Here is a 22,005-nt window from a genome sequence, read left to right on the forward strand (position 1 = left end):
CGGGCCTTCGCAAGAATTGGTAAGACTTCCTTACCAGCCTTGCGGAGGAGTGCCACCATGCCCGTCATCACCGAAATCGAAGACCTGCGCCGCTTGCATCAAAAGCGCACGCCAAAGATGTTTTACGATTACGCAGAATCAGGCAGTTGGACAGAGCAGACCTTCCGCGAAAACTCATCCGATTTCGACCTGATCCGCCTCCGCCAAAGGGTGGCGGTCGATATGTCAAACCGCAGCACAGCCTCGACCATGATTGGCCATGATGTGGCGATGCCCGTGGCCTTGGCGCCTGTTGGGCTGACGGGTATGCAGCGCGCTGATGGCGAGATCAAAGCGGCGCGTGCCGCAGAAAAATTTGGCGTGCCTTTCACCCTCTCGACTATGTCGATCTGCTCTATCGAAGATGTGGCGGAACATACCAGCAAACCCTTCTGGTTTCAGGTCTACACGCTCAAAGACGATGATTTCATGACGCGGCTGTTTCAGCGCGCGAAAGACGCTAAATGCTCGGCCATCGTAATTACAGTGGATTTGCAGCTTTTGGGTCAACGTCACAAAGACCTCAAAAACGGGCTGTCAGCCCCGCCCAAATTCACTGTGAAATCGGTGGCTGATATGATGACCAAAGTGCAATGGGGCCTTGAGATGCTCGGCACCAAGCGGCGCTTCTTTGGTAATATTGTGGGTCATGTGGCTGGGATTGATGACCCCTCCTCGCTGGGTTCATGGACGGCGCAAGCCTTTGATCAAAGCCTTGATTGGGAACGCATTAAACAATTCCGCAAAATGTGGGATGGCCCTGTGATCATTAAGGGCATTTTGGATGCCGAAGATGCAAAAATGGCCGCAAAGGTCGGCGCGGATGCCATCGTTGTGTCCAACCATGGCGGGCGTCAATTGGATGGGGCCTTATCCTCAATCCGTATGTTGGAGCCGATTTTGGACGCAGTTGGCGACAAGATCGAAGTGCATCTCGACAGTGGCATTCGCTCTGGTCAAGATGTGCTAAAGGCTTTGGCTATGGGGGCAAAGGGCACCTATATCGGGCGCGCCTTCGTCAACGGGCTTGGCGCCATGGGGGAAGCAGGCGTTACCCGCGCCTTGGAAGTGATCCATAAGGAACTGGACAGCACGATGGCGCTCTGCGGCGAGCGTGATGTGAAGGCCCTTGGACGTCACAACCTGCTTGTTCCGAAAAACTTTAATTGCGAGTGGGGCTAAACCCCGGTGATGCGCCCCTCTTGCCCGCCACGCGCAGGTGAGAGGGGGCGGAGAGCACGCGCGCAGATCAGCGGGATGATAAGCAAAATCACCGCAATCATGCCAAAAGCCACCCGCAGGCTGGCCAATTCTGCCATCCATCCCATTGTTACGGGGGCGAGCAAAAACCCCGCAAACCCAATGACCGACACGCGGGCGATGATCCGCGTTCTTCCCCCAGACCCTGCGAGTTGCCCCGCCAAACCAAGCGCCAAAGGAGCGATGATCGACACGCCCAATCCTTGGATGGCAAATCCTGTATAGGCCATCTCGGGCGTCACTGCGAAAGCGGCGATCACCGCCCCCGCCGCCGAAACCAACGCCGCGCGCGAAACCATACGCAGCGTATCATGCTCTTGCGTGAGAAAATGCCCTGCAAGACGGCCAATCCCCATGGTTAAGCCCAACGTGAAGGGGCCAATCGCCCCTTCGACAGCCCGCCCGCCGAGCGAGCGTTCAATATGCAAGGCAGACCAACTTTCCATCGCGGCCTCTGACATAAAGCCAAACATCACCACCAATCCAGGCCAGATCACCAAACCTGGCCAGAAGGGTGCCAAATCAACGCCCTGCTCCGTTGCGCCATCCCGCGAAGCACCGACCAAAAAAGATGGGCTGCGCAAAATGGGCAGTGCCAAAGCAACGATGACCCCTAACCCCAAAAACACCTGCAAGGCTGAGGCATCAAATTCCCGCGCCGTGCCTACACTCAATGCAGCAAGCGCATAGGCGAAAGAAAACATCGCATGATTAAGTGACATAAGCGGACGCTTGTAGGCGGCCTCTGCCTCTGAGACGCGGGCATTGATAATGACATCCGTCAGCCCCGAAGCCGCCCCCGCTAAAACCATCCCAATGCCAAATTCCAATGGTCGGCTTGCCGCACCCAAAACCGCAAACGACAAGGCCAATAGACCCGCGCCGAGGGGCAGCCCCCATTTGCCCAAATGCCGATCCACCCGCGGCGCCAACCACATTGCGGTGACAAGCCCAAAAGCGGACATCAGCAAAAGCGTGCCAAAAAGCCCATCACCTGCCCCAATCTGGGCCTTTATCTGCGGGGCAAGCGCCGCATAAGAGCCCCAAAAGATGCCCAAAACCATAAAGCCAAAGACGGGCCTGATGGTCAGCGAAAGATCCTGTTTGATTTTGGTGAGCGCATGCATGCTGAAATCGCTACCCCGCCGATTGGAATGGCTCAAGCGATATATGAGCAAAATGGCAGATTTAGCTCTGGTCAAAGGCAGAAAATCCTTGTAAGAGCGCGGCTTCACGGGCCCGACACCCTTGGAGGCGGCCCATAACATATGGAGATATAGCTATGGCTGGTGAGATTCCTGATCTTATCGCCGAGGCACGGACGGGGACAGGCAAGGGGGCCGCTCGTCAAGCTCGCCGTGAAGGCAAAGTGCCCGGTATTGTGTATGGCGGTGGGGCTGACCCTCTTGCGATTCAAATCCCCTTTAACCAATTGCTCAAGCGCCTGAAAGAAGGCCGCTTCCTCTCGACTCTGTTCAACCTCAAGGTTGAAGGTCAAGAAGATGTGCGCGTCATTTGCCGTGGCGTGCAGCGCGATGTGGTAAAAGATCTGCCGACCCATGTTGATTTGATGCGCTTGCGCCGCACTTCGCGTGTGAAGCTGTTCATCCCTGTCAACTTCATCAACCACGAAGCCGCACCTGGCATCAAACGCGGTGGCGTTTTGACAGTCGTGCGCGCTGAGGTTGAGCTTTCGGTGATTGCAGGTGACATCCCTGAAGGGATCACTGTTGACCTGACAGGCCGCGGCATTGGCGATGTGATCCACATCTCTGACGTCACCCTGCCAGAAGGCGTTAAGCCAACAATCGACCGCGATTTCGTGATCGCCAATATCACCGCCCCATCGGGTCTGGTAAGTGCAGATAACGAAGCCGCTGCTGAAGGCGAAGAAGAAGCAGCCGAATAATCAGGCCGATCTTCTAACGAATTGATAAAGGCGCGAAGATTTCTTCGCGCCTTTATTTTATCAGACACCACCCTTTCACGGGACGGGCAATCGGGGTATCACAGCAGCTATGAAACTTTGGGTTGGTCTTGGAAATCCCGGCACGAAATATAGCCAGAACCGTCACAATATCGGGTTCATGGCCTTGGATCATATTGCTGCAGATCATGGGTTCTCTCCGTGGCGCAGCAAATTTCAAGGCCAAATCTGCGAAGGGGTTTTGGGCGGCCAAAAGGTGATCTTGCTCAAGCCAGAAACCTATATGAACCGCTCGGGGCAATCCGTGGGCGAGGCAATGCGGTTTTTTAAACTGACCGCGCAAGATGTCACAGTTTTTCATGACGAGCTTGACCTTGCCCCATCGAAACTTCGGCTTAAGTCGTTCGGGGGGCATGCAGGGCATAATGGTCTGCGGTCGCTACACGAGCATATTGGTGAGGCTTATCACCGTGTGCGGCTTGGTATTGGTCATCCAGGCCACAAGGATCGGGTCGCGGCCTATGTTCTGTCTGATTTTTCCAAGGCCGATCAGTCATGGCTAGAGCTGATGTTGCGGGGCATCTCGAATGGGGCCAAAGCCCTTGCCGAGGATAATGGCGCGCAGTTCCAAAATGCAGTGGCCTTACAAACCACCACACCCGCCCGCGAAACAGCGCCGAGGCGCAAATCACGCGACACGGCCCCATCCCCTGCTGAGGCCGTAGAGACACCGCAAGACAGCCGAAGCCCGTTACAAAAGCTGGTTGATCGGTTTCGATAAACATTTAGCGCCTTGGGTGTGCCTATCCCTCTGTCGCAACACCTTTGGCACGTATGAGGATAGACCATGGATGAAAGCGTAAATGTATTTGGTGCGCCGCTGCAAAGCTGCGGCCGCGATCCAATGACGGGCTTCTTTCGCAACGGGTGCTGCGACACCAGCGATGATGATTTCGGCGCGCATACTGTCTGCGCGGTCATGACCCGCGAATTTCTGGCCTTTTCAAAATATGTGGGCAATGACTTAACCACACCCCGCCCCGAATATGGATTTCTTGGCTTAAAGGAGGGCGATCGCTGGTGCCTATGCGCCTCGCGGTTCCTACAGGCTCATGAAGAGGGCGTTGCGCCAAAGGTGAACCTGCACGCAACCCATATGCGCGCGCTCGAAATCATTCCGCTGACCGTATTGGAATTGCACCAGATCGAGTGACACCCGAACCGATGGTTTAGGCGCAGAATGGGGAGAGATGCGGGGATTAGCCCTGCATCTCCCATCCCAAGGCACGGGCCACTGTGAAGATATCCTTATCACCGCGACCACACATATTCATGCAGATCAAATGATCGTTTGGCAGGGTCGGCGCGATTTTCATCACATGAGCCAAAGCATGGCTTGGCTCTAGCGCGGGAATGATGCCCTCTTGATGGCAGCACAGCTGAAATGCCTCCAAAGCTTCGCTATCGGTGATCGAGACATATTCAGCGCGACCAATATCGTGGAGCCATGAATGCTCAGGCCCGATACCAGGGTAATCGAGCCCCGCCGAAATCGAATGACCCTCAAGGATTTGTCCATCTTCGTCTTGCAGCAAATAGGTGCGGTTGCCATGCAGCACACCCGGACGCCCCCCTGTCAGGCTTGCGCAATGCTCCATCTTGTCATTGACGCCTTTGCCACCTGCCTCAACGCCAATGATCTGCACATCCTTGTCATCCAAGAAGGGATAAAACAGCCCCATCGCATTTGAACCGCCGCCAATGGCCGCAATGATCGTATCTGGCAAACGGCCTTCGGCGGCCAACATCTGTTCGCGGGCCTCTTTGCCAATAATCGCTTGGAAATCACGCACCATCGCAGGATATGGGTGGGGGCCTGCGACCGTGCCGATGCAGTAGAATGTATCACGCACATTGGTCACCCAGTCGCGCAAGGCATCGTTCATCGCGTCTTTCAAAGTGCCACGCCCTGACGTCACAGGCACAACCTCGGCCCCAAGCAGTTTCATGCGGAACACATTGGGTGCTTGGCGTTCGACATCATGCGCGCCCATATAGACCACGCATTTCAAGCCAAATTTTGCACAGACTGTCGCCGTGGCCACGCCATGCTGGCCCGCACCTGTTTCCGCAATAATCCGTGTCTTACCCATGCGGCGGGCCAAAATGATCTGACCCAACACATTGTTGATCTTGTGCGCGCCCGTATGGTTTAGCTCATCTCGCTTGAGATAGATTTTTGCGCCGCCCAAATGCTCGGTCAGGCGCTCTGCGAAATAGAGGGGGCTCGGACGGCCGACATAATGCGTCCACAAATCATGCATTTCATCCCAGAAAGATTGATCTGTTTTGGCGCGTTCATATTGGGCTTCCAATTCCAAAATCAGCGGCATCAGGGTTTCTGACACAAACCGCCCGCCGAATTGGCCAAAGCGGCCGCTTTCATCAGGGCCAGTCATAAAGCTGTTCAAGATATCATCGGGCATGGAGGCACCTTTTTTCACATTCGACCCACTGCCTAACGCGGGCGCAAGAATTGAGCAAGAGAAAGGGGCAAGGTTTAGCCCCCGTTCACCACATCGGCAAAAGCATGGATCAGGGTAGGGTCTTTTACCCCTGCCCGACTTTCCACGCCTGATGAAACATCAACCTGCTGCGCGCCTGTCATTTGCACGGCAAGCCGCACATTGTCAGGCGTCAATCCACCAGCCAGCATCCATGGCACAGGCCATCTGCGTCCGGCCAACAACCGCCAGTCAAAAGAAAGACCATTCCCCCCAGGAAGATCAGCATTTTTCGGCGGCTTGGCATCAATCAGCAATTGATCACTGACCGCCGCGTAATCCGCAATCTGCCCCAAATCATCCGCTTCTGCGATACCAATGGCCTTCATCATAGGCAGGCCCGTGCGCGCACGGATTTCCGCCACACGGGTAGGTGTTTCATGGCCGTGCAATTGCAAAATATCAAGCGGCACTTCGGCCAGAAGTTGATCTAGAAAGGCATCCTCTGGATCGACCACCAAACCCACCTTGGCCACGCCAACAGGAACGGCAAGCGCCAAGTCACGGGCCTGTGTCAGGCTAACCGAACGGGGTGATTTTGGGAAAAATACAAAACCCACATAGCGCGCACCCGCCTCGGCCGCAGCCACAATATCGGCAGGCTGAGAAAGGCCACAAAATTTAATGGAAATGCTCATCAGGGATCAACCAAGCCGCAAGGGCTTGTCATCCTCCAACAAGGCAAGAATGTCATCCTGACCCTCTTTCGCCCGTGCCTCGCCCTTGAGGGTTTCCAATTCCCGCGACAGGCGTGTCGCATCACGCTTCGCGCGCGATGCATCCGCACGATGCCGGTGTTCGCGTAGCCATTCCCAAACAAAGCCTAAGACCAACCCTGCGGTAATCGCGCCGAAAATGATCAAGAACAGAGGGAGGGATATAGACAAATCCATCCGCAGCCACAGCGCCAAATCGGCAGGTAACAGATGAATCACCACCGGATCGCGATTGGCAATCGCCAGAACAATCAGAACCACCGCGACACAGAGAATGAAACTCAGCTTTATTATTCGAATCACGCCTTACCCTCGCGCAGTTCTCGTTACGAATTCAATCGGTCACGCAGCAATTTGCCCGCCTTGAAGAAGGGAACATGTTTTTCTTCGACCGATACAGTCTCGCCCGTCCGCGGATTGCGGCCCACGCGTGCATCACGCTTTTTTACCGAAAACGCGCCAAAGCCGCGCAATTCGACCCGATCTCCTCGCGCCATGGCTTCGATGATTTCGTCAAAAATTGCTCCCACAATCCGCTCAACATCGCGCTGATAAAGATGCGGATTTTCCTCCGCGAGTTTTTGCACAAGTTCTGATCTTATCATGTCATGCCTCCCCGCAAGCGCATGTGTGTTGCGAACTGTATAAGCCTTTCATACGCACCTAGGAACCGAAAAGCAGGATTTTTTTAAGGTTTGGCAGCCAGATGCGCGGATATCAGCCCGCAGGCGAGGAAATTCAGCATATCGCAGAGATGTCACATAGACCTCGGCCTGTGCCCTCCATGACGGACACACCGCATGATTCGTGCAAGCGTTACCGAAAAATGGCGATCCCTCGAGGACTCGAACCCCGAACCTGCTGATTAGAAGTCAGCTGCTCTATCCAGTTGAGCTAAGGGACCGCATGCGGGCTGATTACCCAATCTTGGGGCCTTCGTAAACGGGCAAAGGGGGATGTTGGGTTAATGCGTCCAAACCGTGCGGCGGTTGGTGGCGAAATTCTCGCCATAGCCGCCTGCGCGCACATTTGGCTTGCGCGATTTGGGGCGCAACACCACTGCTTCGATCCCATGGGCGCGGGCGTAATCCTCGGCTGCTTCGTGGCTGTCGAAATAAAGGCGCACTTGCGCTTTCGTATCGCCGCTTGATGTCCACCCCATCAGTGGATCAATCTCGCGCGCCCTCTCAGGAACAAATTCTAGAACCCAATCCTTGGTTTTTGCAGTGCCCGAGGACATTGCGGTTCTGGCGGGTTTGTAAATGCGCGCGACCATGGCTTGCTCCGTCATTCTATTGGTTCTGAGCGTTCGGGGGATCGCTCAGCCATCAAAACTGGTTCACATATCGGCAAAACGCGCGGAAGTTGCAAGATGAAGATGAGCGCGGGCAGCAGGAAATACCCCAATATTGAATTGCCGGCCGAGATCTAGGGAGCGAGGGGTGGGTGGTGCTATTCCATACCGACAATCAAATTGCTCCTTGCAAGAAAATGCTACGGAAATTTTCTCTCGGATGCAATCAAAATTTCTCCTTAAAGTTGTATAACTTTGCGACAAATTGTTCTGAGTTGATTAACTTTTCGGAAACCTCACAGCGCCCCAATGAATGAGCCCTCTATCGCTTGTCCTTGGCGCGCAGCGCGATAGGATAGACCCTGCGCACAGACCATGCGTGTGACCTGTGGAAAGGCCAAAATGCATAACAATTCCCCAAGCTCTATGCCCGATTTGCCACGCGCTGCGTCCCCGCGCGAGGGGCGCGCCAATAGCGATCGTTTGGCACGCGAAAAACTCGAAGGCGGCAAGCGCTTTGTGATGCAGACCGAGTTTACCCCCGCGGGCGACCAACCCCGCGCGATTGCCGAGCTTGCAGCCGCCGTAACAGATGGGGATCGCAACCAAGTTTTGTTGGGGGCAACTGGCACGGGCAAGACCTTTACCATGGCCAAGGTGATTGAAGAAACACAACGCCCCGCAATCATACTTGCCCATAACAAGACCTTGGCAGCTCAGCTTTATGGGGAGTTCAAAAACTTTTTCCCCGATAACGCGGTCGAGTATTTCGTCAGCTATTACGATTACTACCAACCCGAAGCCTATGTCCCGCGCACGGACACGTTCATTGAGAAAGAAAGCCAGATCAACGAACAGATTGACCGAATGCGCCATTCCGCCACCCGCGCGCTGTTGGAACGGGACGATGTGATCATCGTGGCATCGGTGTCCTGTATTTACGGCATTGGCTCGGTCGAAACCTATACGGCTATGGCAGTCGATCTATTCGCAGGACAAGACTATGATCAACGGCAGGTCATGGCCGATTTGGTTGCACAGCAATATCGGCGCAATGATCAGGCGTTTCAGCGCGGCTCATTCCGGGTGCGCGGCGACAGTTTGGAAATTTGGCCTGCGCACCTCGAAGATCGGGCATGGCGTCTCTCGTTTTTTGGCGAGGAACTCGAAGGCATCACCGAATTTGATCCGCTGACGGGTCAAAGCACCGATAAATTCGACAAAATCCGTATCTACGCCAATTCGCATTACGTCACCCCACGCCCAACCATGCAACAGGCGGTGAAGGCCATCAAAGAAGAATTGCGCCAGCGCTTGGATCATCTTGTGGCTGACGGGAAACTGCTTGAGGCACAGCGCCTTGAACAGCGCACAAATTTCGACATCGAAATGCTTGAGGCCACGGGCGTTTGCAACGGCATTGAGAACTATTCGCGCTATTTGACAGGCCGCGCCCCGGGCGAGCCGCCCCCCACCTTGTTTGAATATATTCCAGATAACGCCATCGTCTTTGCCGATGAATCGCATGTTACAGTGCCGCAGATCGGGGGCATGTATCGCGGGGACTATCGGCGCAAATTCACCTTGGCCGAACACGGGTTCCGACTGCCCTCTTGCATGGATAACCGACCGCTGAAATTCGAAGAATGGGACGCGATGCGGCCACAATCTATCTTTGTTTCGGCCACCCCTGCTGCTTGGGAATTGGAACAGGCAGGCGGCGTCTTTACCGAACAAGTGATCCGTCCAACGGGCCTGTTAGACCCGCAAATTGAGATCCAGCCAATTGAGACGCAAGTGGATGATCTGTTGGATGAAATCCGCCAAGTCGCGGCCAAGGGCATGCGTGTGCTTGTCACCACATTGACCAAGCGCATGGCCGAAGATTTGACCGAATATCTCCATGAACAAGGCGTCCGCGTGCGCTATATGCATAGCGATATCGACACAATCGAAAGGATCGAGATTTTGCGCGATTTGCGCCTTGGCACCTTTGACGTTCTGATCGGGATCAACCTGTTGCGCGAAGGATTGGACATTCCCGAATGTGGGCTTGTCGCAATTTTGGATGCCGACAAAGAGGGCTTTTTGCGTTCTGAAACCTCGCTCATTCAAACCATCGGACGTGCCGCGCGCAATGCGGATGGCCGTGTCATCATGTATGCTGACCGCATCACAGGCAGCATGGAACGCGCCATTGCGGAAACGGATCGCCGCCGCGCCAAGCAGATCGCTTATAATGAGGAACACGGGATCACCCCCGCGACAGTGAAGAAGAATGTCGAGGATATCTTGTCGGGGCTGTATCAAGGCGATGTGGACATGAGCCGCGTCACCGCAAAGGTCGACAAACCTATGGTCGGTGCAAATCTGGCAGCCCATCTCGATGGGCTGCGCGCGCAGATGCGCAAAGCAGCAGAGAATTTGGAATTCGAAGAGGCCGCGCGCTTGCGCGATGAGGTCAAGCGCCTAGAGGCGGTGGAACTGGCTGTGGCGGATGACCCGCTGGCCCGCCAATCTGCCGTGGATGAAGCGGTCGAGGCGGCAAGCGCCGCAAAAGGGCGCAGCACCGCAGGGCGGCCTGGGCAACGGGGTGGGGTCAAGCGCCGTAGATAGGGCGGCACCCTGCGCGCCCTCACGGCCCAAGCTCGCCTTTTGAACCGCGCAGACAAAGGCCTCTGAAACGGCACATCTGCCAATTTTTGTGGATCATCATCCCGCATTCTTGTCGCCCTTGCGCGAAGAATTTGGTAGAAGGACGCGCATAAGAACAAGAGGCCGCGAGCATGACCCTCACCAGACGCATGATGATGCTAACCACGGGCGCATCCCTGCTTGGCGGATGCGTGCCAAACCCGTTGGATGGCTTGACCCAAGCAGGCCAAAACTTCCTGCGCCCCACCCCGCCTGATCTGCAACCAACCCCAAATGCGGGCTATGCCCAATGGGTGGCCAATTTCAAATCCCGCGCCGAGGCACGGGGAATACACCCCGTCACCATTTCGCAAGCTTTCCGTGGCACAGGCTATTTGCCAGGTCTCGTGACCCGCGACCGCAATCAGGCAGAATTCTCTCGCAGTTTCGAGGATTATTTGAATCTTGTCGCCTCTGAGGCCAAGGTGACTTCGGGCCGCGCAGCCTTTACCAATCAATCGCGCCTCTTGCGCCGCATCGAAGACCAATATGGCGTCCCACGCGAAGTGGTGGCGGCGATTTGGGGCGTTGAAAGCGAGTTTGGTGCAAAGCGCGGGGATATTCCCGTGATCTCAGCCACATCGACCCTTGCCTACGACGGACGGCGCGCGGCCTTTTTCGAGGCGCAGCTTTTTGCTGCTCTGCGGATTTTACAGCAAGGCCATACAACCGCCGAAAAACTCAAAGGATCATGGGCAGGGGCCATGGGGCATACCCAATTCATTCCCACCACCTTTGCGGCCCATGCGGTGGATTTCAATGGTGATGGCAAGAAAGATATTTGGGGCATTGATCCCACAGATGCCTTGGCCTCAACGGCCGCTTATCTGCGCGAAGGGGGCGCATGGCAAAGCCAATTTGGCGTGGGTTGCGAGGTGCGCCTGCCCCAAGGATATTCGGGGCCTTCTGGGCGCGGCGCGCCAAGCGCGCTTGCCACTTGGATTACGCGCGGCGTGGTGCCTGTGGTGACGCCCACCCGCGATTTGGGCAATGCCGCCCTGCTGCTGCCTGCAGGGCCAAACGGGCCTGGGTTCCTCGTTTCGCCCAATTTCAGCGCGCTCTTGCGATATAATGCATCGGATAATTACGCGCTTGGTGTCATCTACCTCGCAGGGCGGCTGACTGGGGCGGGGCCTATATCAACGCCATTCCCACCAGATCAATATGGACTGCTGATCGAAGATCGCCGCGCTATCCAAGGGGGCCTTAAGGCGCGTGGCTATCAGATTGGCACGATTGATGGCGTATTTGGCCGCCAAACCGAAGCCGCCATTCGCGCCTTTGAGGCTGAAAGAGGATGGCCCATCACAGGCCAACCCTCGCAAACCCTGCTGACCGCTTTACGCTAAGGCGTGACTGCGCAAGGCTTGGTAGGCTGCCGCGCAAGCGATATTCGCCAGATTCAAAGAGCGAATATGCGGGGAATACATCGGCAAGGAGACAAGCCGATCCGCATGGGCTGCGATAATCTCAGGAGACAGCCCTGTCGTCTCACGGCCAAAAACCAAATAGGCATCTTGGGGAAATTCGACCTCATAGGCCGATTGCGCCCGATCATTTTCAAAGAGAAACAACTGATCCGCGCGCGGCCTGCGCGCTGCGATAAACGCTTCCCAATCATCATATTCTGTCAGGCGCACATATTTCCAATAATCCAGCCCCGCGCGGCGCACTGATTTCTCCGATAGCTCAAACCCATAGGGTCGGATCAAAATCAATTCCATATCCAAGCCCACGCAAGTGCGCCCAATCGTGCCTGTATTCCCGGGTATCTCGGGTTGGAACAACACGATCTTCATCTGATGCGGGGCTTGGGGGCGCTCAGACATGCTTGCCAACACTCCACCCTGTGGCGTCTTTCAAACGCGCCTCACCTTTGCTGATTGGAAGATCTTCTAGGGCGGATCCCATACTGTCATTCCAACGATTAAGATATCCAAACAGCGCGACAACGGCCATGATCTCGACCACGGCGGCCTCACCCCAATGCGCCTTTAGGCGTGCGCCGATTTCTGGTGTCACCGCATTTGGCACAAGGGTTGCCGCCTGCGCAAAGGCCAAGGCGGCTTTCTCGGCCTCGGTGAAATGGGAGCTATCTTCAAAGGTGAACACATGGTTTAACCGATCTTCTGACGCGCCGAACCGCTCGGAGGCCAAGATCATATGGGCCTGACAATACAGGCAGCCTGATGCCTGACTGGACACATACCCAAGCAGGCGTTTAAATTCAGGCTTGACCGCGCCGTAATCCGTCATGACCGCCACGTTCAAATCGGTAAAGGCCCGCGCGATTGGCGCACGATGTGCCATGGTGCGCACAGAATTTGGGATCACCCCCAACGGCCCTTTGAAAAACTGAACGTGATCTGCCAGATCGCGCTCCATTTCCTCTTCCTCAAGCGGGCGGATCAATGCCATGATGCGGGTCTCCCTTCTTTTCCCTTTGCTGCGCAGACCGTGGCGCGCAGGGGCAAAACTTGCAAGCGAAAGGCGCGGGCCAATGGAAAAAGCGACCAACCCCATACGCCCGACCGATGATGCGGCGCGCGCATTGGCCCGTGGGATAATGGCAGACCATAACTATGCGGCGCTTGGGGTCACTGACCCGCAGACAGGCGCGCCCACCCTCAGCCGTGTCGCCTATGTCTGGCTGCCTGAGACGGCACAAATTCTTAGTCTTGTTTCAGATCTCTCCACGCATAGTCGCGCCTTGGCAGAGCGGCCAAACTGTGGGCTGTTGATCGGCTCTGTGCATGATCGCGGCGACCCCTTGACCCATCCCCGCCTGAGTTTAGAAACCTATGCCCTGCCCTGTGACAAGGCCGAAAAAAAGGCGGCCTATCTGGCCGCCTATCCCAAAGCAAAGCTCTATTTTGATTTTGGCGATTTCCGTATGGTGGAATTCACCGTCAAAGCCGCGTTTTTAAATGGCGGCTTTGGTCAGGCCTTTCATCTTACCCCCGATGATCTGCGGCCTTAGAGTGTGTCACAGCGCGCGGTCAATTGCACTGTGCCACGCACAGGCTGAGGCCAGTTCAGGCGAATTGAGCCGCGCCCAACCCCATGCCGTGTGGTGGCATAGGGGGTGACGTATTAGACAACATTGGCGCTGTTGCGCAACGGCCCCTCAGGCAGGGCAGAGGCCGCAACCCGTGCCTGACCCTCAAAAGGCGGCCAATCGCGCAAATCCACCTCCCGAACCTGCTGCGGGCTGTTTTCCGTTACGGCAAGCGTCACAGGGTTTTGGGTGTCCCGCAAAGCCCTGAACCGAACCTCGCAGAATGTAAAATATTGGTTTGATAGATGCGTTGCGGAGGGGTTCCACGTCAAACGTGTTAAAAACGTCTTAATCCTTAGACCGAGGCGGGCGGCTGCGGCATGTAATGGACACCATTGATCCGCCAATCACCCGCAATCTCGACCATTTCGTAAATCAAAAGATGGCTTTGCCCATCGCGATCAATTACTTCGACCTGCTGAAAAACGCCAGTTTGGGTCATACGCGCCGCACCAAACCGATAGGTCAGCGGATGCCACACCATGGGATAACCTTGCTCGACCATGCGGGCAAATTGATCCTGATCGCCAAATAAATTTTGAATAAGGGGGCTTGCATAGCTCCATGCGCGGGGGATGTCTTGGGCGCGAAAGGCTTCAAGCTGGGCGGCAATGGTCGCTTCAACGCGATTATCAATCTCAGGTGCAGACTGCGCCAGCGCCGAGCGCGGCGCACCGGCCAAGCCCAGCCCCAGAACCAAAATCAAAGTGATGACATAATGACGGATCACGCCTGATGACCTTTGACCTCTACCCCTTGTTGGCAGGAGGTAGGGGTCAAAAGGTAAAGGTCAATTGCGCCTCATGCCACCAAATCGCCGCGCAATCCCGCCTCGATCAGCGCGATTGTCTCGTTCACACCATAAAGCGCGATGAACCCGCCAAAGCGCGGGCCTTGGCTTGCGCCCATCAACACCTCATAAAGTGCGCGGAACCAATCGCGTAGCGGCTCGAACCCATGATCTTTGCCAACCGCAAAGACAAGTGTTTGCAGCGCCTCATCTTCAATCGGCCCATCATAGACCTTGAGCCGTGCAACAAGATCCTCAAGGGCTGCGCGCTCCGTGTCATTGGGCAGACGGAAGGTTTTTTCTGGCTTCACAAAATCATTGTAATACCGCAACGCAAAGCCCGCCGCTTGATCCATATCTAGATTGGTTTCAGGCGAGGCATCAGGCGCATAACGGCGGATGAACCCCCATAGGGTTTCCTTGTCTTCCGCCCCAGCCACAGAGGCAAGATTGAGCAACATCGCAAAACTGACCACCATATCGGAGGCAGGCACAGTGCCGTTATGAATGTGATGTACAGGGTTGGCTAATTTCTGCGCCCAGTCCTGATCAGGATAAGCCCGCAATTGTTGGTGATATTCATCCACGGCCTTGGGGATCACGTCAAAATAAAGCCGCTTGGCAGTTTTGGGTTTGCCAAACATAAAATAGCTTAGGGACTCGGTCGAGGCGTAGCTGAGCCATTCATCAATCGAAATCCCGTTGCCAGACGATTTCGAGATTTTTTGCCCCGTCTCATCCAAGAACAATTCATAGGTGAAATGATGCGGCGCAGGTGCGCCCAAGATTTCACAAATCGCGTCATAAATCGGCGTGTTTGTGGAATGGTCTTTGCCATACATTTCGAAATCAATGCCCAACGCCGCCCAGCGCGCGCCAAAATCAGGCTTCCACTGCAATTTGCAATTGCCGCCCGTCACGGGCAGCGTCCATTCACGCCCATCCTCATCATCAAAGGTGATCGTATGGTTCTGCGCATTCACCTCTTTCATCGGCACATACAGCACGCGGCCCGTTTCAGGGTGGATCGGCAAGAAGATGGAGTACGTCTGTTGGCGTTCTTCGCGCAACGATTTCAACATCACCTTCATGATATCGTCATAGCGCTCCGCAGCACGCTTTAGAACGGTATCAAACTGGCCTGACCGATAGAATTCGGTCGCCGAATAAAACTCATATTCAAAACCAAATGTATCGAGAAACCGCCGCAGCATGGCGTTGTTATGGTCGCCAAAACTGTCAAATTCTTCGAACGGATCAGGCACAGATGTCAACGGCTTTTGTAGATGCTCATGCAGCATGTCTTGGTTAGGCACATTGCCCGGAACCTTACGCATCCCATCAAGATCGTCCGAGAAACAAATGAGTCGCGTTGGAATGTCGCTGATCGCTTCAAAGGCGCGGCGGATCATTGTGGTGCGCAGCACCTCGCCAAATGTGCCGATATGTGGCAAGCCACTGGGGCCGTAGCCCGTTTCAAAAAGCACATAGCCCTTTTCAGGCGGGGCTTTTTCATACCGTTTCAAAATCGCGCGCGCTTCCTCAAAAGGCCAAGCTTTGGAACTGAGGGCGGCATCACGAAAATCAGACATTTGGCTTCATCCATCACAAGCGCGGCATCGGGTGGCCGCATTGCCCCTGCACCTATTGCGGCAACCGAGCGGGGTCAATAATCTAAACCCAAAACAGAACCCTGAAAGGATCCCGCATGAGCTCTGAAACCTCCCTTTCTGCGCAAGACGCGCTCGTTGCGCTCATGATGGCAGTCTCGCTCTCGGATGAGTCAGTCGGCACCGCTGAGCTGGTCACCATCGAGGCCTTAGTGAATAACTTGCCAGTCTTTGCCGATTACGATGCAGATCGGATGCAAAATGTCTCAAAAACTGTGTTCGACCTGTTCGAAGAGGAAGATGGCTTGGATGCGCTGTTTGGTCTAGTGAACCAAGCCTTGCCAGAAAAGCTCCATGAAACCGCATATGCGCTGTGCTGCGATGTGGCCGCCGCAGATGGGTTATTGGGGCAAACGGAACTGCGTATGCTGATGGAAATCCGCTATCAATTGGACATTGATCGTCTTGCGGCGGCAGCGATTGAACGCGGCGCGCGTGCGCGGCATATTACACTTTAAGGCGGCAATTTTCGCCGCGATTCGATGGCAGCACCATGAAACCACAAATCCTAAGCACGTGGCCGGGCTACACGGCAGCGGCAGCAACGCGTGACGTTTTTGCAGGCGTCACTGTGGCGATGGTGGCCATCCCCCTGTGTCTTGCGATTGCGATCGCCTCGGGTGCAGAACCCATTCATGGGCTGATCACCGCGATTGTGGGCGGGTTCCTCATTTCCGCCCTCGGCGGCAGTCATGTGCAAATTGGCGGGCCAACAGGCGCTTTCATCGTTGTGGTCTATGATGTCATCTCTCAACATGGGATGGATGGCCTGGTATTGGCCACGCTGATCGCGGGCGTGATCCTATCGCTCGCTGCACTGTTTCGTGCAGGCAGCCTCATAGCGCATGTACCAGAACCCGTGATCAACGGATTTACCGTTGGCATTGCGGTGATTATCGCCACAAGCCAACTGCCCGATTTTTTGGGAATTCCCTTAAATGATGCGCCCGCGCATTTCTTGGGAAAACTGGCCGCTATTTGGCAAGCGCGTGATCAAATCGCACTGCCAAGCTTTGCGATTGGCCTTGCAACCATGGCGGCCATCGTCTTGTTGCGGCGGTTCTTTCCACGCTTCCCGGGCTTGATTTTAGCTGTCGCGGGGGCGTCTGGACTGGCATTTATGTCCCTACCTGATGTGGCCACAATCGGCAGTCGCTTTGGCACATTACCCACCGAATTCCCGTGGCCGACCCTGCCGCAGATCACCTATGAGCGCGTATTGGAATTGCTGCCCTCTGCCCTCATCATCGCCTTTCTGGCAGGGATCGAGTCGCTTCTATCGGCTATGGTCGCAGATCGGATGACCAAGAATGTGCATCGCCCAAATGCAGAATTGATGTCGCAAGGTGTCGCCAATCTGGCATGTGCGGCCTTTGGATCGCTTCCCGCAACGGGTGCAATTGCACGCACGGCGACCAATATTCGCGCAGGCGGCACAACCCCTGTTGCGGGGATGGTGCATGCGGGGGTCATCTTGTTGGTCTTTCTTTTTGCAGCGCCTTTGGCAAATTACTTGGCCCTGCCCGCTTTGGGTGGGCTTCTATTGCTGACGGCTTGGAATATGTCCGAACCGCATCATTGGCATATCTATGTAACAGCGGGGCCCGTCTCTGATCGTGGCCTCTTTGTGCTGACGTTGGTTTTGACACTCTTAACGGATCTGACCGTTGCAATCGCCACGGGTGTGGCCATCGGCCTTGCGCTGAGACTGAAGCGGCGCAAAGTTCCGCCGCAAGATTGGACGCCGCCTGATCGGTAAATGTCACCCAAAGCCGCGCAGCCATGACACCAGCATATCATTTTGCAATGTGCGGGCGCGACCAATCCATGTCCGCCCACCGGGGGGGCGGTCGCGCTCATCAGGGCCGAGCGCCGCACGGCGGGGCAAATCTGCATTAAAAATAGCGAAGGCCAAGGGCCGATTGGGACCCTCGATATAGCCGGTTAAGGTCGAGACAAAATTCAACGTGCCTGTCTTCGTCACAATCTCGGCCGTGCCAATTTGGGCTTGCACCTCGTCATTCACGCGATGCGCCCGCAACAGGTTTCGCAAGCGCCCCCTTGGCCCCGCTGCCACCAAAGCCTGCACCATTTGCACAGGCGTCATCTGGCTTAAATCCTGCAAGCCAGAATGATCATGTAACTCAGCCCGCCCCGACACATAGCGCCCTTCAAGCCGTGCCGCCATGTGATCGGCAGATTGGCGCAAACTTGGATTGGCCGCCCCCGTTAGGGTCTGTGTTGCGCGCAATCCTACGACCTCAGCCGTGAGATTTGTCGAATAGCGCAGCATAGAGCGCAGCATCGCGTCAAGGGGCGCGCTTGAAATTTCCGAAAGAACCACAGCCTCAGACGGCACGGCCGTTGCGCGCTGCACCCTGCTAAGCACGATGCCAGAGGATCGCGCAAGCGAGGCAAAAACTTCGCCCACATAGGCGGCCGTATTGCGCACAGGCAACCAGCGCCCCCCATCACCCGTAAGGGCAGATCTGGCCACTGACCAGCCCTCGCGCGCCGTTGCCGTTTGCGCGCGGTAGTCCAAAACAGGGGCCGCGCGATCCGCGACCGACAAGCCAATTCCCAAGACCGCAGGGCGCAAGTCATCCGCGCGGGCATCAAGCCCAACCTGTAAGCCATTCGCTCCCTGCTCCCATGCCAGATAGACCCTGTTAAAATTCAAGTTCAGACCCGAGATTGCAGGATTATACCCCGCATAATCGGCCTGTGTCACATCGATGAGGGGAATGGACGGCAGGGATGTATCCACGAGGTGCAGCGCGCCTGTCACCTCGCTCAGACCTATATCGCGCAGGCCCGTGACCAGCGTGACAAGCCCCGTGGTGTCCAAATGGGGATCCCCCTCGCCATACAGCCAAAGATCCCCTTCAAGTCGCCCGTTTCGCAAATTTCCCGTGGCCAAAACCCGCGTTGCAAATCGATATCCTGCCCCAAGGGCGTCCAACGCGTAAAGCGTGGTTAAAACCTTCATCGTACTTGCGGGGGGCAAGTTTGTGCTGGCGTTATGGCCCTGTAATATCTCGCCCGTGCGCGCATCGGCCACAACAGCCGCCACCGCGCCTTGATAGGGGCTTGCAGCAATAAGGTTCTCAAGACCTGCGGCCCCTGCGGGGGTGGGCGCGGTCGGACGCGGCATCGGCACGAGGGAGGACAACGGGGCCTGCCCATAGGCCGCGCTTGCCGCAGCCGAGATACCACCCGCCAAAACCCCGCGCCGCGTGATCATCTGCCCACCTCGTTATCCCTTGCCAATCTTGCCGCACAGTAAGCCAAGCCCGCACGGGTTCCTCAAGACCATACACCCGCTGCGCGCAATTGCGATGAACTTTCACTGCGCAAAGGTAGGGTGACATAAGTCCAAGCTGGGGCTTCGTAATCGGCCAAGCTATAGGCCAATTCAGGCGCCACCCGCGCGGCATCGAACGCGCGCGCAGCTTTCGAGAAGCGGGCAGGCAACCCCGCTTGCGGGCGCGCAAAAACAGCAATCGGTAGGCTTGAGATGATCTCCTGCCAATCCTGCCACAGGTGAAACTGGGCCAAATTATCAGCCCCCATCATCCACACAAACCGCAGCTTTGGATAAAGCGCCTGCATTTGTCGCAAGGTCTGCGCGGTAAACCTTGTGCCAAGCTGCGCCTCAATGCCCGTGACCCGCAGTTTCGGATGGCCCGCTTGCAAGGCCCGCGCAGCATTAATCCGCGCATCAAGGGGCGCAGGCCCGCGACATTTCAACGGATTACCTGGGCTGACCAACCACCAAACCTGATCCAACCGCAGCCGCTTGAGCGCCTCACGACTGATATGCAAATGCCCCGCATGTGGCGGATCAAACGAACCACCAAAGAGGCCAATGCGTGCAGCCTCAGGGGCAAAAGGCAAGGTGTGGCGAAACACAGGGTAAACTTCCACGACAAATCAGACGTCCGCCTTCGCCTCTATCACGAAGCAAAGCCGCAAGGAAAGCAGGCGAACCGATTGCCGAAAGCAGCCATCCCGATTAGAAGAGGACAAAATCTACTCTCAAAGGACAACGCACGCATGGCCTCCTATCAATATGTCTACCACATGGACGGTGTCTCTAAGACCTATTCTGGTGGCAAGAAATGCTTCGAGAATATCCGCCTCAGCTTCTTGCCCGGTGTGAAAATCGGTGTGGTCGGTGTCAACGGCGCAGGTAAATCCACATTGCTGCGGATTATGGCGGGCTGGGACAAGGACTTCTCTGGCGAGGCATGGGCCGCGCAAGGCGCAAAGGTGGGCTATCTGCCCCAAGAGCCACAACTCGATGAAACCCTCACAGTGCGCGAAAACGTCATGCTGGGTGTGGCCGAGAAGAAAGCCAAGCTTGATCGCTTTAACGAATTGGCCATGAACTATTCGGATGAAACCGCCGATGAAATGGCGGCGCTACAAGATGAGATTGACAGCAACAACCTATGGGATCTCGACAGCCAGATTGATGTGGCCATGGAGGCCTTGCGCTGCCCGCCCGATGACGCAATGCCAGAGCATCTTTCAGGCGGGGAACGCCGCCGCGTGGCGCTGTGCAAATTGCTGCTTGAAGCGCCTGATATGCTGCTGTTGGACGAACCGACCAACCACTTGGACGCGGAAACCATCGCTTGGTTGCAGCAGCATTTGATCGACTACAAAGGCACGATTTTGATCGTCACCCATGACCGTTACTTTTTGGACGACATCACGGGCTGGATTCTCGAACTCGACCGCGGCCGCGGCATTCCATACGAAGGCAATTACTCAAGCTGGTTGGAGCAAAAAGCCAAACGCCTCGAGCAAGAAGCCCGCGAGGATAAATCACGCCAGAAAACCCTCGAGCGCGAATTGGAATGGATCAGACAGGGCGCAAAGGCGCGTCAGGCCAAGCAAAAGGCCCGTATCAACGCCTATGAAGAATTGGCGGGCCAATCGGAGCGCGATAAAATCAGCCGCGCACAGATCGTCATCCCCAATGGCCCTCGCTTGGGGCAAAAGGTGATCGAAATCGAAAACCTGACCAAGGCCTATGGCGACAAGCTGTTGATCGAAGATCTCAGCTTTAGCTTGCCTCCTGGCGGGATCGTGGGTGTGATCGGGCCGAACGGCGCGGGTAAATCCACGCTGTTTCGGATGCTGACGGGCCAAGAAGGGCCTGACGCGGGCACGCTTGAATATGGCGATACGGTCAAGCTGTCCTATGTCGACCAATCCCGCGATGCGCTGGATCCAGAAAAAACAGTTTGGGAAGAGGTTTCGGGCGGGGCCGAGATCATTGAACTGGGCGATGCCACGATGAACAGCCGCGCTTATTGCTCGGCCTTCAACTTCAAAGGCGGGGATCAGCAAAAGAAAGTGGGCCTTTTGTCAGGAGGCGAACGCAACCGCGTGCATATGGCCAAGCTTTTGAAATCAGGCGGAAATGTTCTTTTGTTGGACGAACCGACCAACGATTTGGACGTGGAAACCTTGCGCGCGCTCGAAGATGCGCTGACCGATTTCGCAGGCTGCGCGGTGGTGATCAGCCACGACCGCTTCTTCCTTGACCGCATCTGCACCCATATCCTCGCCTTTGAGGGCGAGGCCCATGTGGAATGGTTCGAAGGCGCCTTCTCCGACTACGAAGAAGACAAAAAACGCCGCCTTGGGCCAGACGCGCTTGAGCCCAAACGGGTGAAATACAAGAAATTTGCACGGTGAGAGGAATGTTCATTAAACCTTCTTTTATGGATTGTTCGAATGGTGTATCCTTGGTTTGAAGGTTGGCGAGAGATCCTCAAGGCCTTAAGCCCCTAGCAGGGCTGTGTCGAAAACCTAGCGGTGAGTAGGCTAAGGTGGTTTGGCTGCGGCGATGCTGCAACTGGTCTATCGAATTGCGTGGCCCAAGTGATCATAGGGCAAGGCGAACCGCTGGAATTGGGGCGGTATATAAATACTGAGCGTGTTTTAATTGCTCATCCGGATGGGCATCGCTTAGGAAA

General features: G+C 55.8%; 23 protein-coding genes and 1 tRNA gene. 10 read left to right on the top strand and 14 right to left on the bottom strand.

The window, feature by feature from the left end:
• Window positions 1–57 precede the first annotated feature (57 nt).
• Window positions 58–1,221: an alpha-hydroxy acid oxidase gene (locus AAC637_RS05795; protein WP_340302702.1), complete on the top strand. Its 1,164-nt coding sequence runs from the start codon at window positions 58–60 to the stop codon at window positions 1,219–1,221.
• On the opposite strand, the gene AAC637_RS05800 is transcribed toward AAC637_RS05795, so the two are convergent.
• A complete protein-coding gene (locus AAC637_RS05800) occupies window positions 1,218–2,426 on the bottom strand; it encodes an MFS transporter (protein WP_340302703.1) in 1,209 nt (402 codons plus the stop codon). The two genes, AAC637_RS05795 and AAC637_RS05800, sit on opposite strands and share 4 nt — an antisense overlap.
• A gap of 155 nt (window positions 2,427–2,581) precedes the next feature.
• Between AAC637_RS05800 and AAC637_RS05805 the strand changes: the two genes are divergently transcribed.
• The 3 genes from AAC637_RS05805 (at window position 2,582) to AAC637_RS05815 (ending at window position 4,439) form a co-directional block, all read left to right on the top strand.
• A complete protein-coding gene (locus AAC637_RS05805) occupies window positions 2,582–3,208 on the top strand; it encodes a 50S ribosomal protein L25/general stress protein Ctc (protein ID WP_340243467.1) in 627 nt (208 codons plus the stop codon).
• 109 nt (window positions 3,209–3,317) lie between these two features.
• A complete protein-coding gene (gene pth / locus AAC637_RS05810) occupies window positions 3,318–4,007 on the top strand; it encodes an aminoacyl-tRNA hydrolase (protein ID WP_340302704.1) in 690 nt (229 codons plus the stop codon).
• Window positions 4,008–4,073: 66 nt separating this feature from the next.
• A complete protein-coding gene (locus tag AAC637_RS05815) occupies window positions 4,074–4,439 on the top strand; it encodes a DUF2237 family protein (RefSeq protein ID WP_340297668.1) in 366 nt (121 codons plus the stop codon).
• Between the two features lie 46 nt (window positions 4,440–4,485).
• Here the strand turns inward: AAC637_RS05815 and trpB are convergent, their stop codons facing one another.
• From trpB to AAC637_RS05845, 6 genes are all read right to left on the bottom strand, one after another.
• Window positions 4,486–5,712: a tryptophan synthase subunit beta gene (gene trpB / locus AAC637_RS05820; RefSeq protein WP_340302705.1), complete on the bottom strand. Its 1,227-nt coding sequence runs from the start codon at window positions 5,710–5,712 to the stop codon at window positions 4,486–4,488.
• A 74-nt stretch (window positions 5,713–5,786) separates the two neighbouring features.
• A complete protein-coding gene (locus AAC637_RS05825; protein ID WP_340302706.1) occupies window positions 5,787–6,428 on the bottom strand; it encodes a phosphoribosylanthranilate isomerase in 642 nt (213 codons plus the stop codon).
• A gap of 6 nt (window positions 6,429–6,434) precedes the next feature.
• Window positions 6,435–6,809, bottom strand: a complete 375-nt coding sequence (locus tag AAC637_RS05830) for a LapA family protein (protein WP_340302707.1) — start codon at window positions 6,807–6,809, stop codon at window positions 6,435–6,437.
• A gap of 23 nt (window positions 6,810–6,832) precedes the next feature.
• A complete protein-coding gene (gene ihfB / locus AAC637_RS05835; protein ID WP_317656384.1) occupies window positions 6,833–7,111 on the bottom strand; it encodes an integration host factor subunit beta in 279 nt (92 codons plus the stop codon).
• 222 nt (window positions 7,112–7,333) lie between these two features.
• Window positions 7,334–7,410: transfer RNA gene (locus AAC637_RS05840), tRNA-Arg, on the bottom strand.
• 60 nt (window positions 7,411–7,470) lie between these two features.
• The gene (locus tag AAC637_RS05845; protein WP_340303158.1) at window positions 7,471–7,782 is read right to left on the bottom strand and encodes an ETC complex I subunit; all 312 of its coding nucleotides are present in this window, start codon (window positions 7,780–7,782) and stop codon (window positions 7,471–7,473) included.
• Window positions 7,783–8,226: 444 nt separating this feature from the next.
• On the opposite strand from AAC637_RS05845, the gene uvrB reads away from it, so the two are divergent.
• Both uvrB and AAC637_RS05855 read left to right on the top strand, forming a co-directional pair.
• Window positions 8,227–10,416, top strand: coding sequence for an excinuclease ABC subunit UvrB (uvrB, locus tag AAC637_RS05850; protein ID WP_340303159.1), 2,190 nt, complete (start codon window positions 8,227–8,229; stop codon window positions 10,414–10,416).
• Between the two features lie 170 nt (window positions 10,417–10,586).
• The gene (locus AAC637_RS05855) at window positions 10,587–11,843 is read left to right on the top strand and encodes a lytic murein transglycosylase (protein ID WP_340302708.1); all 1,257 of its coding nucleotides are present in this window, start codon (window positions 10,587–10,589) and stop codon (window positions 11,841–11,843) included.
• Here the strand turns inward: AAC637_RS05855 and AAC637_RS05860 are convergent.
• Together AAC637_RS05860 and AAC637_RS05865 are read right to left on the bottom strand one after the other, a co-directional pair.
• On the bottom strand, window positions 11,835–12,323 hold the full coding sequence (locus AAC637_RS05860) for a tRNA (cytidine(34)-2'-O)-methyltransferase (RefSeq protein ID WP_340302709.1): 489 nt from the start codon (window positions 12,321–12,323) through the stop codon (window positions 11,835–11,837). The two genes, AAC637_RS05855 and AAC637_RS05860, sit on opposite strands and share 9 nt — an antisense overlap.
• Window positions 12,316–12,912: a carboxymuconolactone decarboxylase family protein gene (locus AAC637_RS05865; protein WP_340302710.1), complete on the bottom strand. Its 597-nt coding sequence runs from the start codon at window positions 12,910–12,912 to the stop codon at window positions 12,316–12,318. The genes AAC637_RS05860 and AAC637_RS05865 overlap by 8 nt, the downstream gene beginning before the upstream one ends.
• An 82-nt stretch (window positions 12,913–12,994) precedes the next feature.
• Here AAC637_RS05865 and AAC637_RS05870 point away from each other — a divergent pair, with 82 nt between their 5' ends.
• Window positions 12,995–13,474 carry a pyridoxamine 5-phosphate oxidase gene (locus AAC637_RS05870; protein ID WP_340302711.1) on the top strand — a complete coding sequence of 160 codons (480 nt, stop codon included), beginning with the start codon at window positions 12,995–12,997 and terminating at the stop codon, window positions 13,472–13,474.
• A 113-nt stretch (window positions 13,475–13,587) separates the two neighbouring features.
• Here the strand turns inward: AAC637_RS05870 and AAC637_RS05875 are convergent, their stop codons facing one another.
• The 3 genes from AAC637_RS05875 to AAC637_RS05885 all read right to left on the bottom strand — a co-directional run bounded on the left by AAC637_RS05875 (window position 13,588) and on the right by AAC637_RS05885 (window position 15,934).
• Window positions 13,588–13,752, bottom strand: a complete 165-nt coding sequence (locus tag AAC637_RS05875; protein ID WP_340302712.1) for a hypothetical protein — start codon at window positions 13,750–13,752, stop codon at window positions 13,588–13,590.
• A 95-nt stretch (window positions 13,753–13,847) separates the two neighbouring features.
• Window positions 13,848–14,282, bottom strand: coding sequence for a DUF4864 domain-containing protein (locus AAC637_RS05880; RefSeq protein ID WP_340302713.1), 435 nt, complete (start codon window positions 14,280–14,282; stop codon window positions 13,848–13,850).
• A 71-nt stretch (window positions 14,283–14,353) separates the two neighbouring features.
• Window positions 14,354–15,934 carry a lysine--tRNA ligase gene (locus AAC637_RS05885; RefSeq protein WP_340302714.1) on the bottom strand — a complete coding sequence of 527 codons (1,581 nt, stop codon included), beginning with the start codon at window positions 15,932–15,934 and terminating at the stop codon, window positions 14,354–14,356.
• 116 nt (window positions 15,935–16,050) lie between these two features.
• Here AAC637_RS05885 and AAC637_RS05890 point away from each other — a divergent pair, with 116 nt between their 5' ends.
• Together AAC637_RS05890 and AAC637_RS05895 are read left to right on the top strand one after the other, a co-directional pair.
• On the top strand, window positions 16,051–16,470 hold the full coding sequence (locus tag AAC637_RS05890; protein ID WP_340302715.1) for a tellurite resistance TerB family protein: 420 nt from the start codon (window positions 16,051–16,053) through the stop codon (window positions 16,468–16,470).
• Window positions 16,471–16,505: 35 nt separating this feature from the next.
• Complete coding sequence (locus AAC637_RS05895) at window positions 16,506–17,771, top strand: SulP family inorganic anion transporter (protein WP_340302716.1); 1,266 nt, start codon at window positions 16,506–16,508, stop codon at window positions 17,769–17,771.
• Window positions 17,772–17,774: 3 nt separating this feature from the next.
• On the opposite strand, the gene dacB is transcribed toward AAC637_RS05895, so the two are convergent.
• Entirely contained in the window at window positions 17,775–19,256 is a 1,482-nt protein-coding gene (gene dacB, locus AAC637_RS05900; RefSeq protein ID WP_340302717.1) for a D-alanyl-D-alanine carboxypeptidase/D-alanyl-D-alanine endopeptidase, read from the bottom strand.
• 62 nt (window positions 19,257–19,318) lie between these two features.
• Window positions 19,319–19,939 (bottom strand): nicotinate-nucleotide adenylyltransferase, encoded by a 621-nt coding sequence (locus AAC637_RS05905; protein ID WP_340302718.1) that lies wholly within the window; start codon window positions 19,937–19,939, stop codon window positions 19,319–19,321.
• Window positions 19,940–20,068: 129 nt separating this feature from the next.
• On the opposite strand from AAC637_RS05905, the gene ettA reads away from it, so the two are divergent.
• Window positions 20,069–21,724 carry an energy-dependent translational throttle protein EttA gene (gene ettA, locus AAC637_RS05910; RefSeq protein WP_340302719.1) on the top strand — a complete coding sequence of 552 codons (1,656 nt, stop codon included), beginning with the start codon at window positions 20,069–20,071 and terminating at the stop codon, window positions 21,722–21,724.
• Window positions 21,725–22,005: the final 281 nt, after the last annotated feature.

Source organism: Roseobacter sp. HKCCD7870 (assembly GCF_037830315.1).
In the GTDB taxonomy this organism is placed as follows: Bacteria; Pseudomonadota; Alphaproteobacteria; order Rhodobacterales; family Rhodobacteraceae; genus M30B80.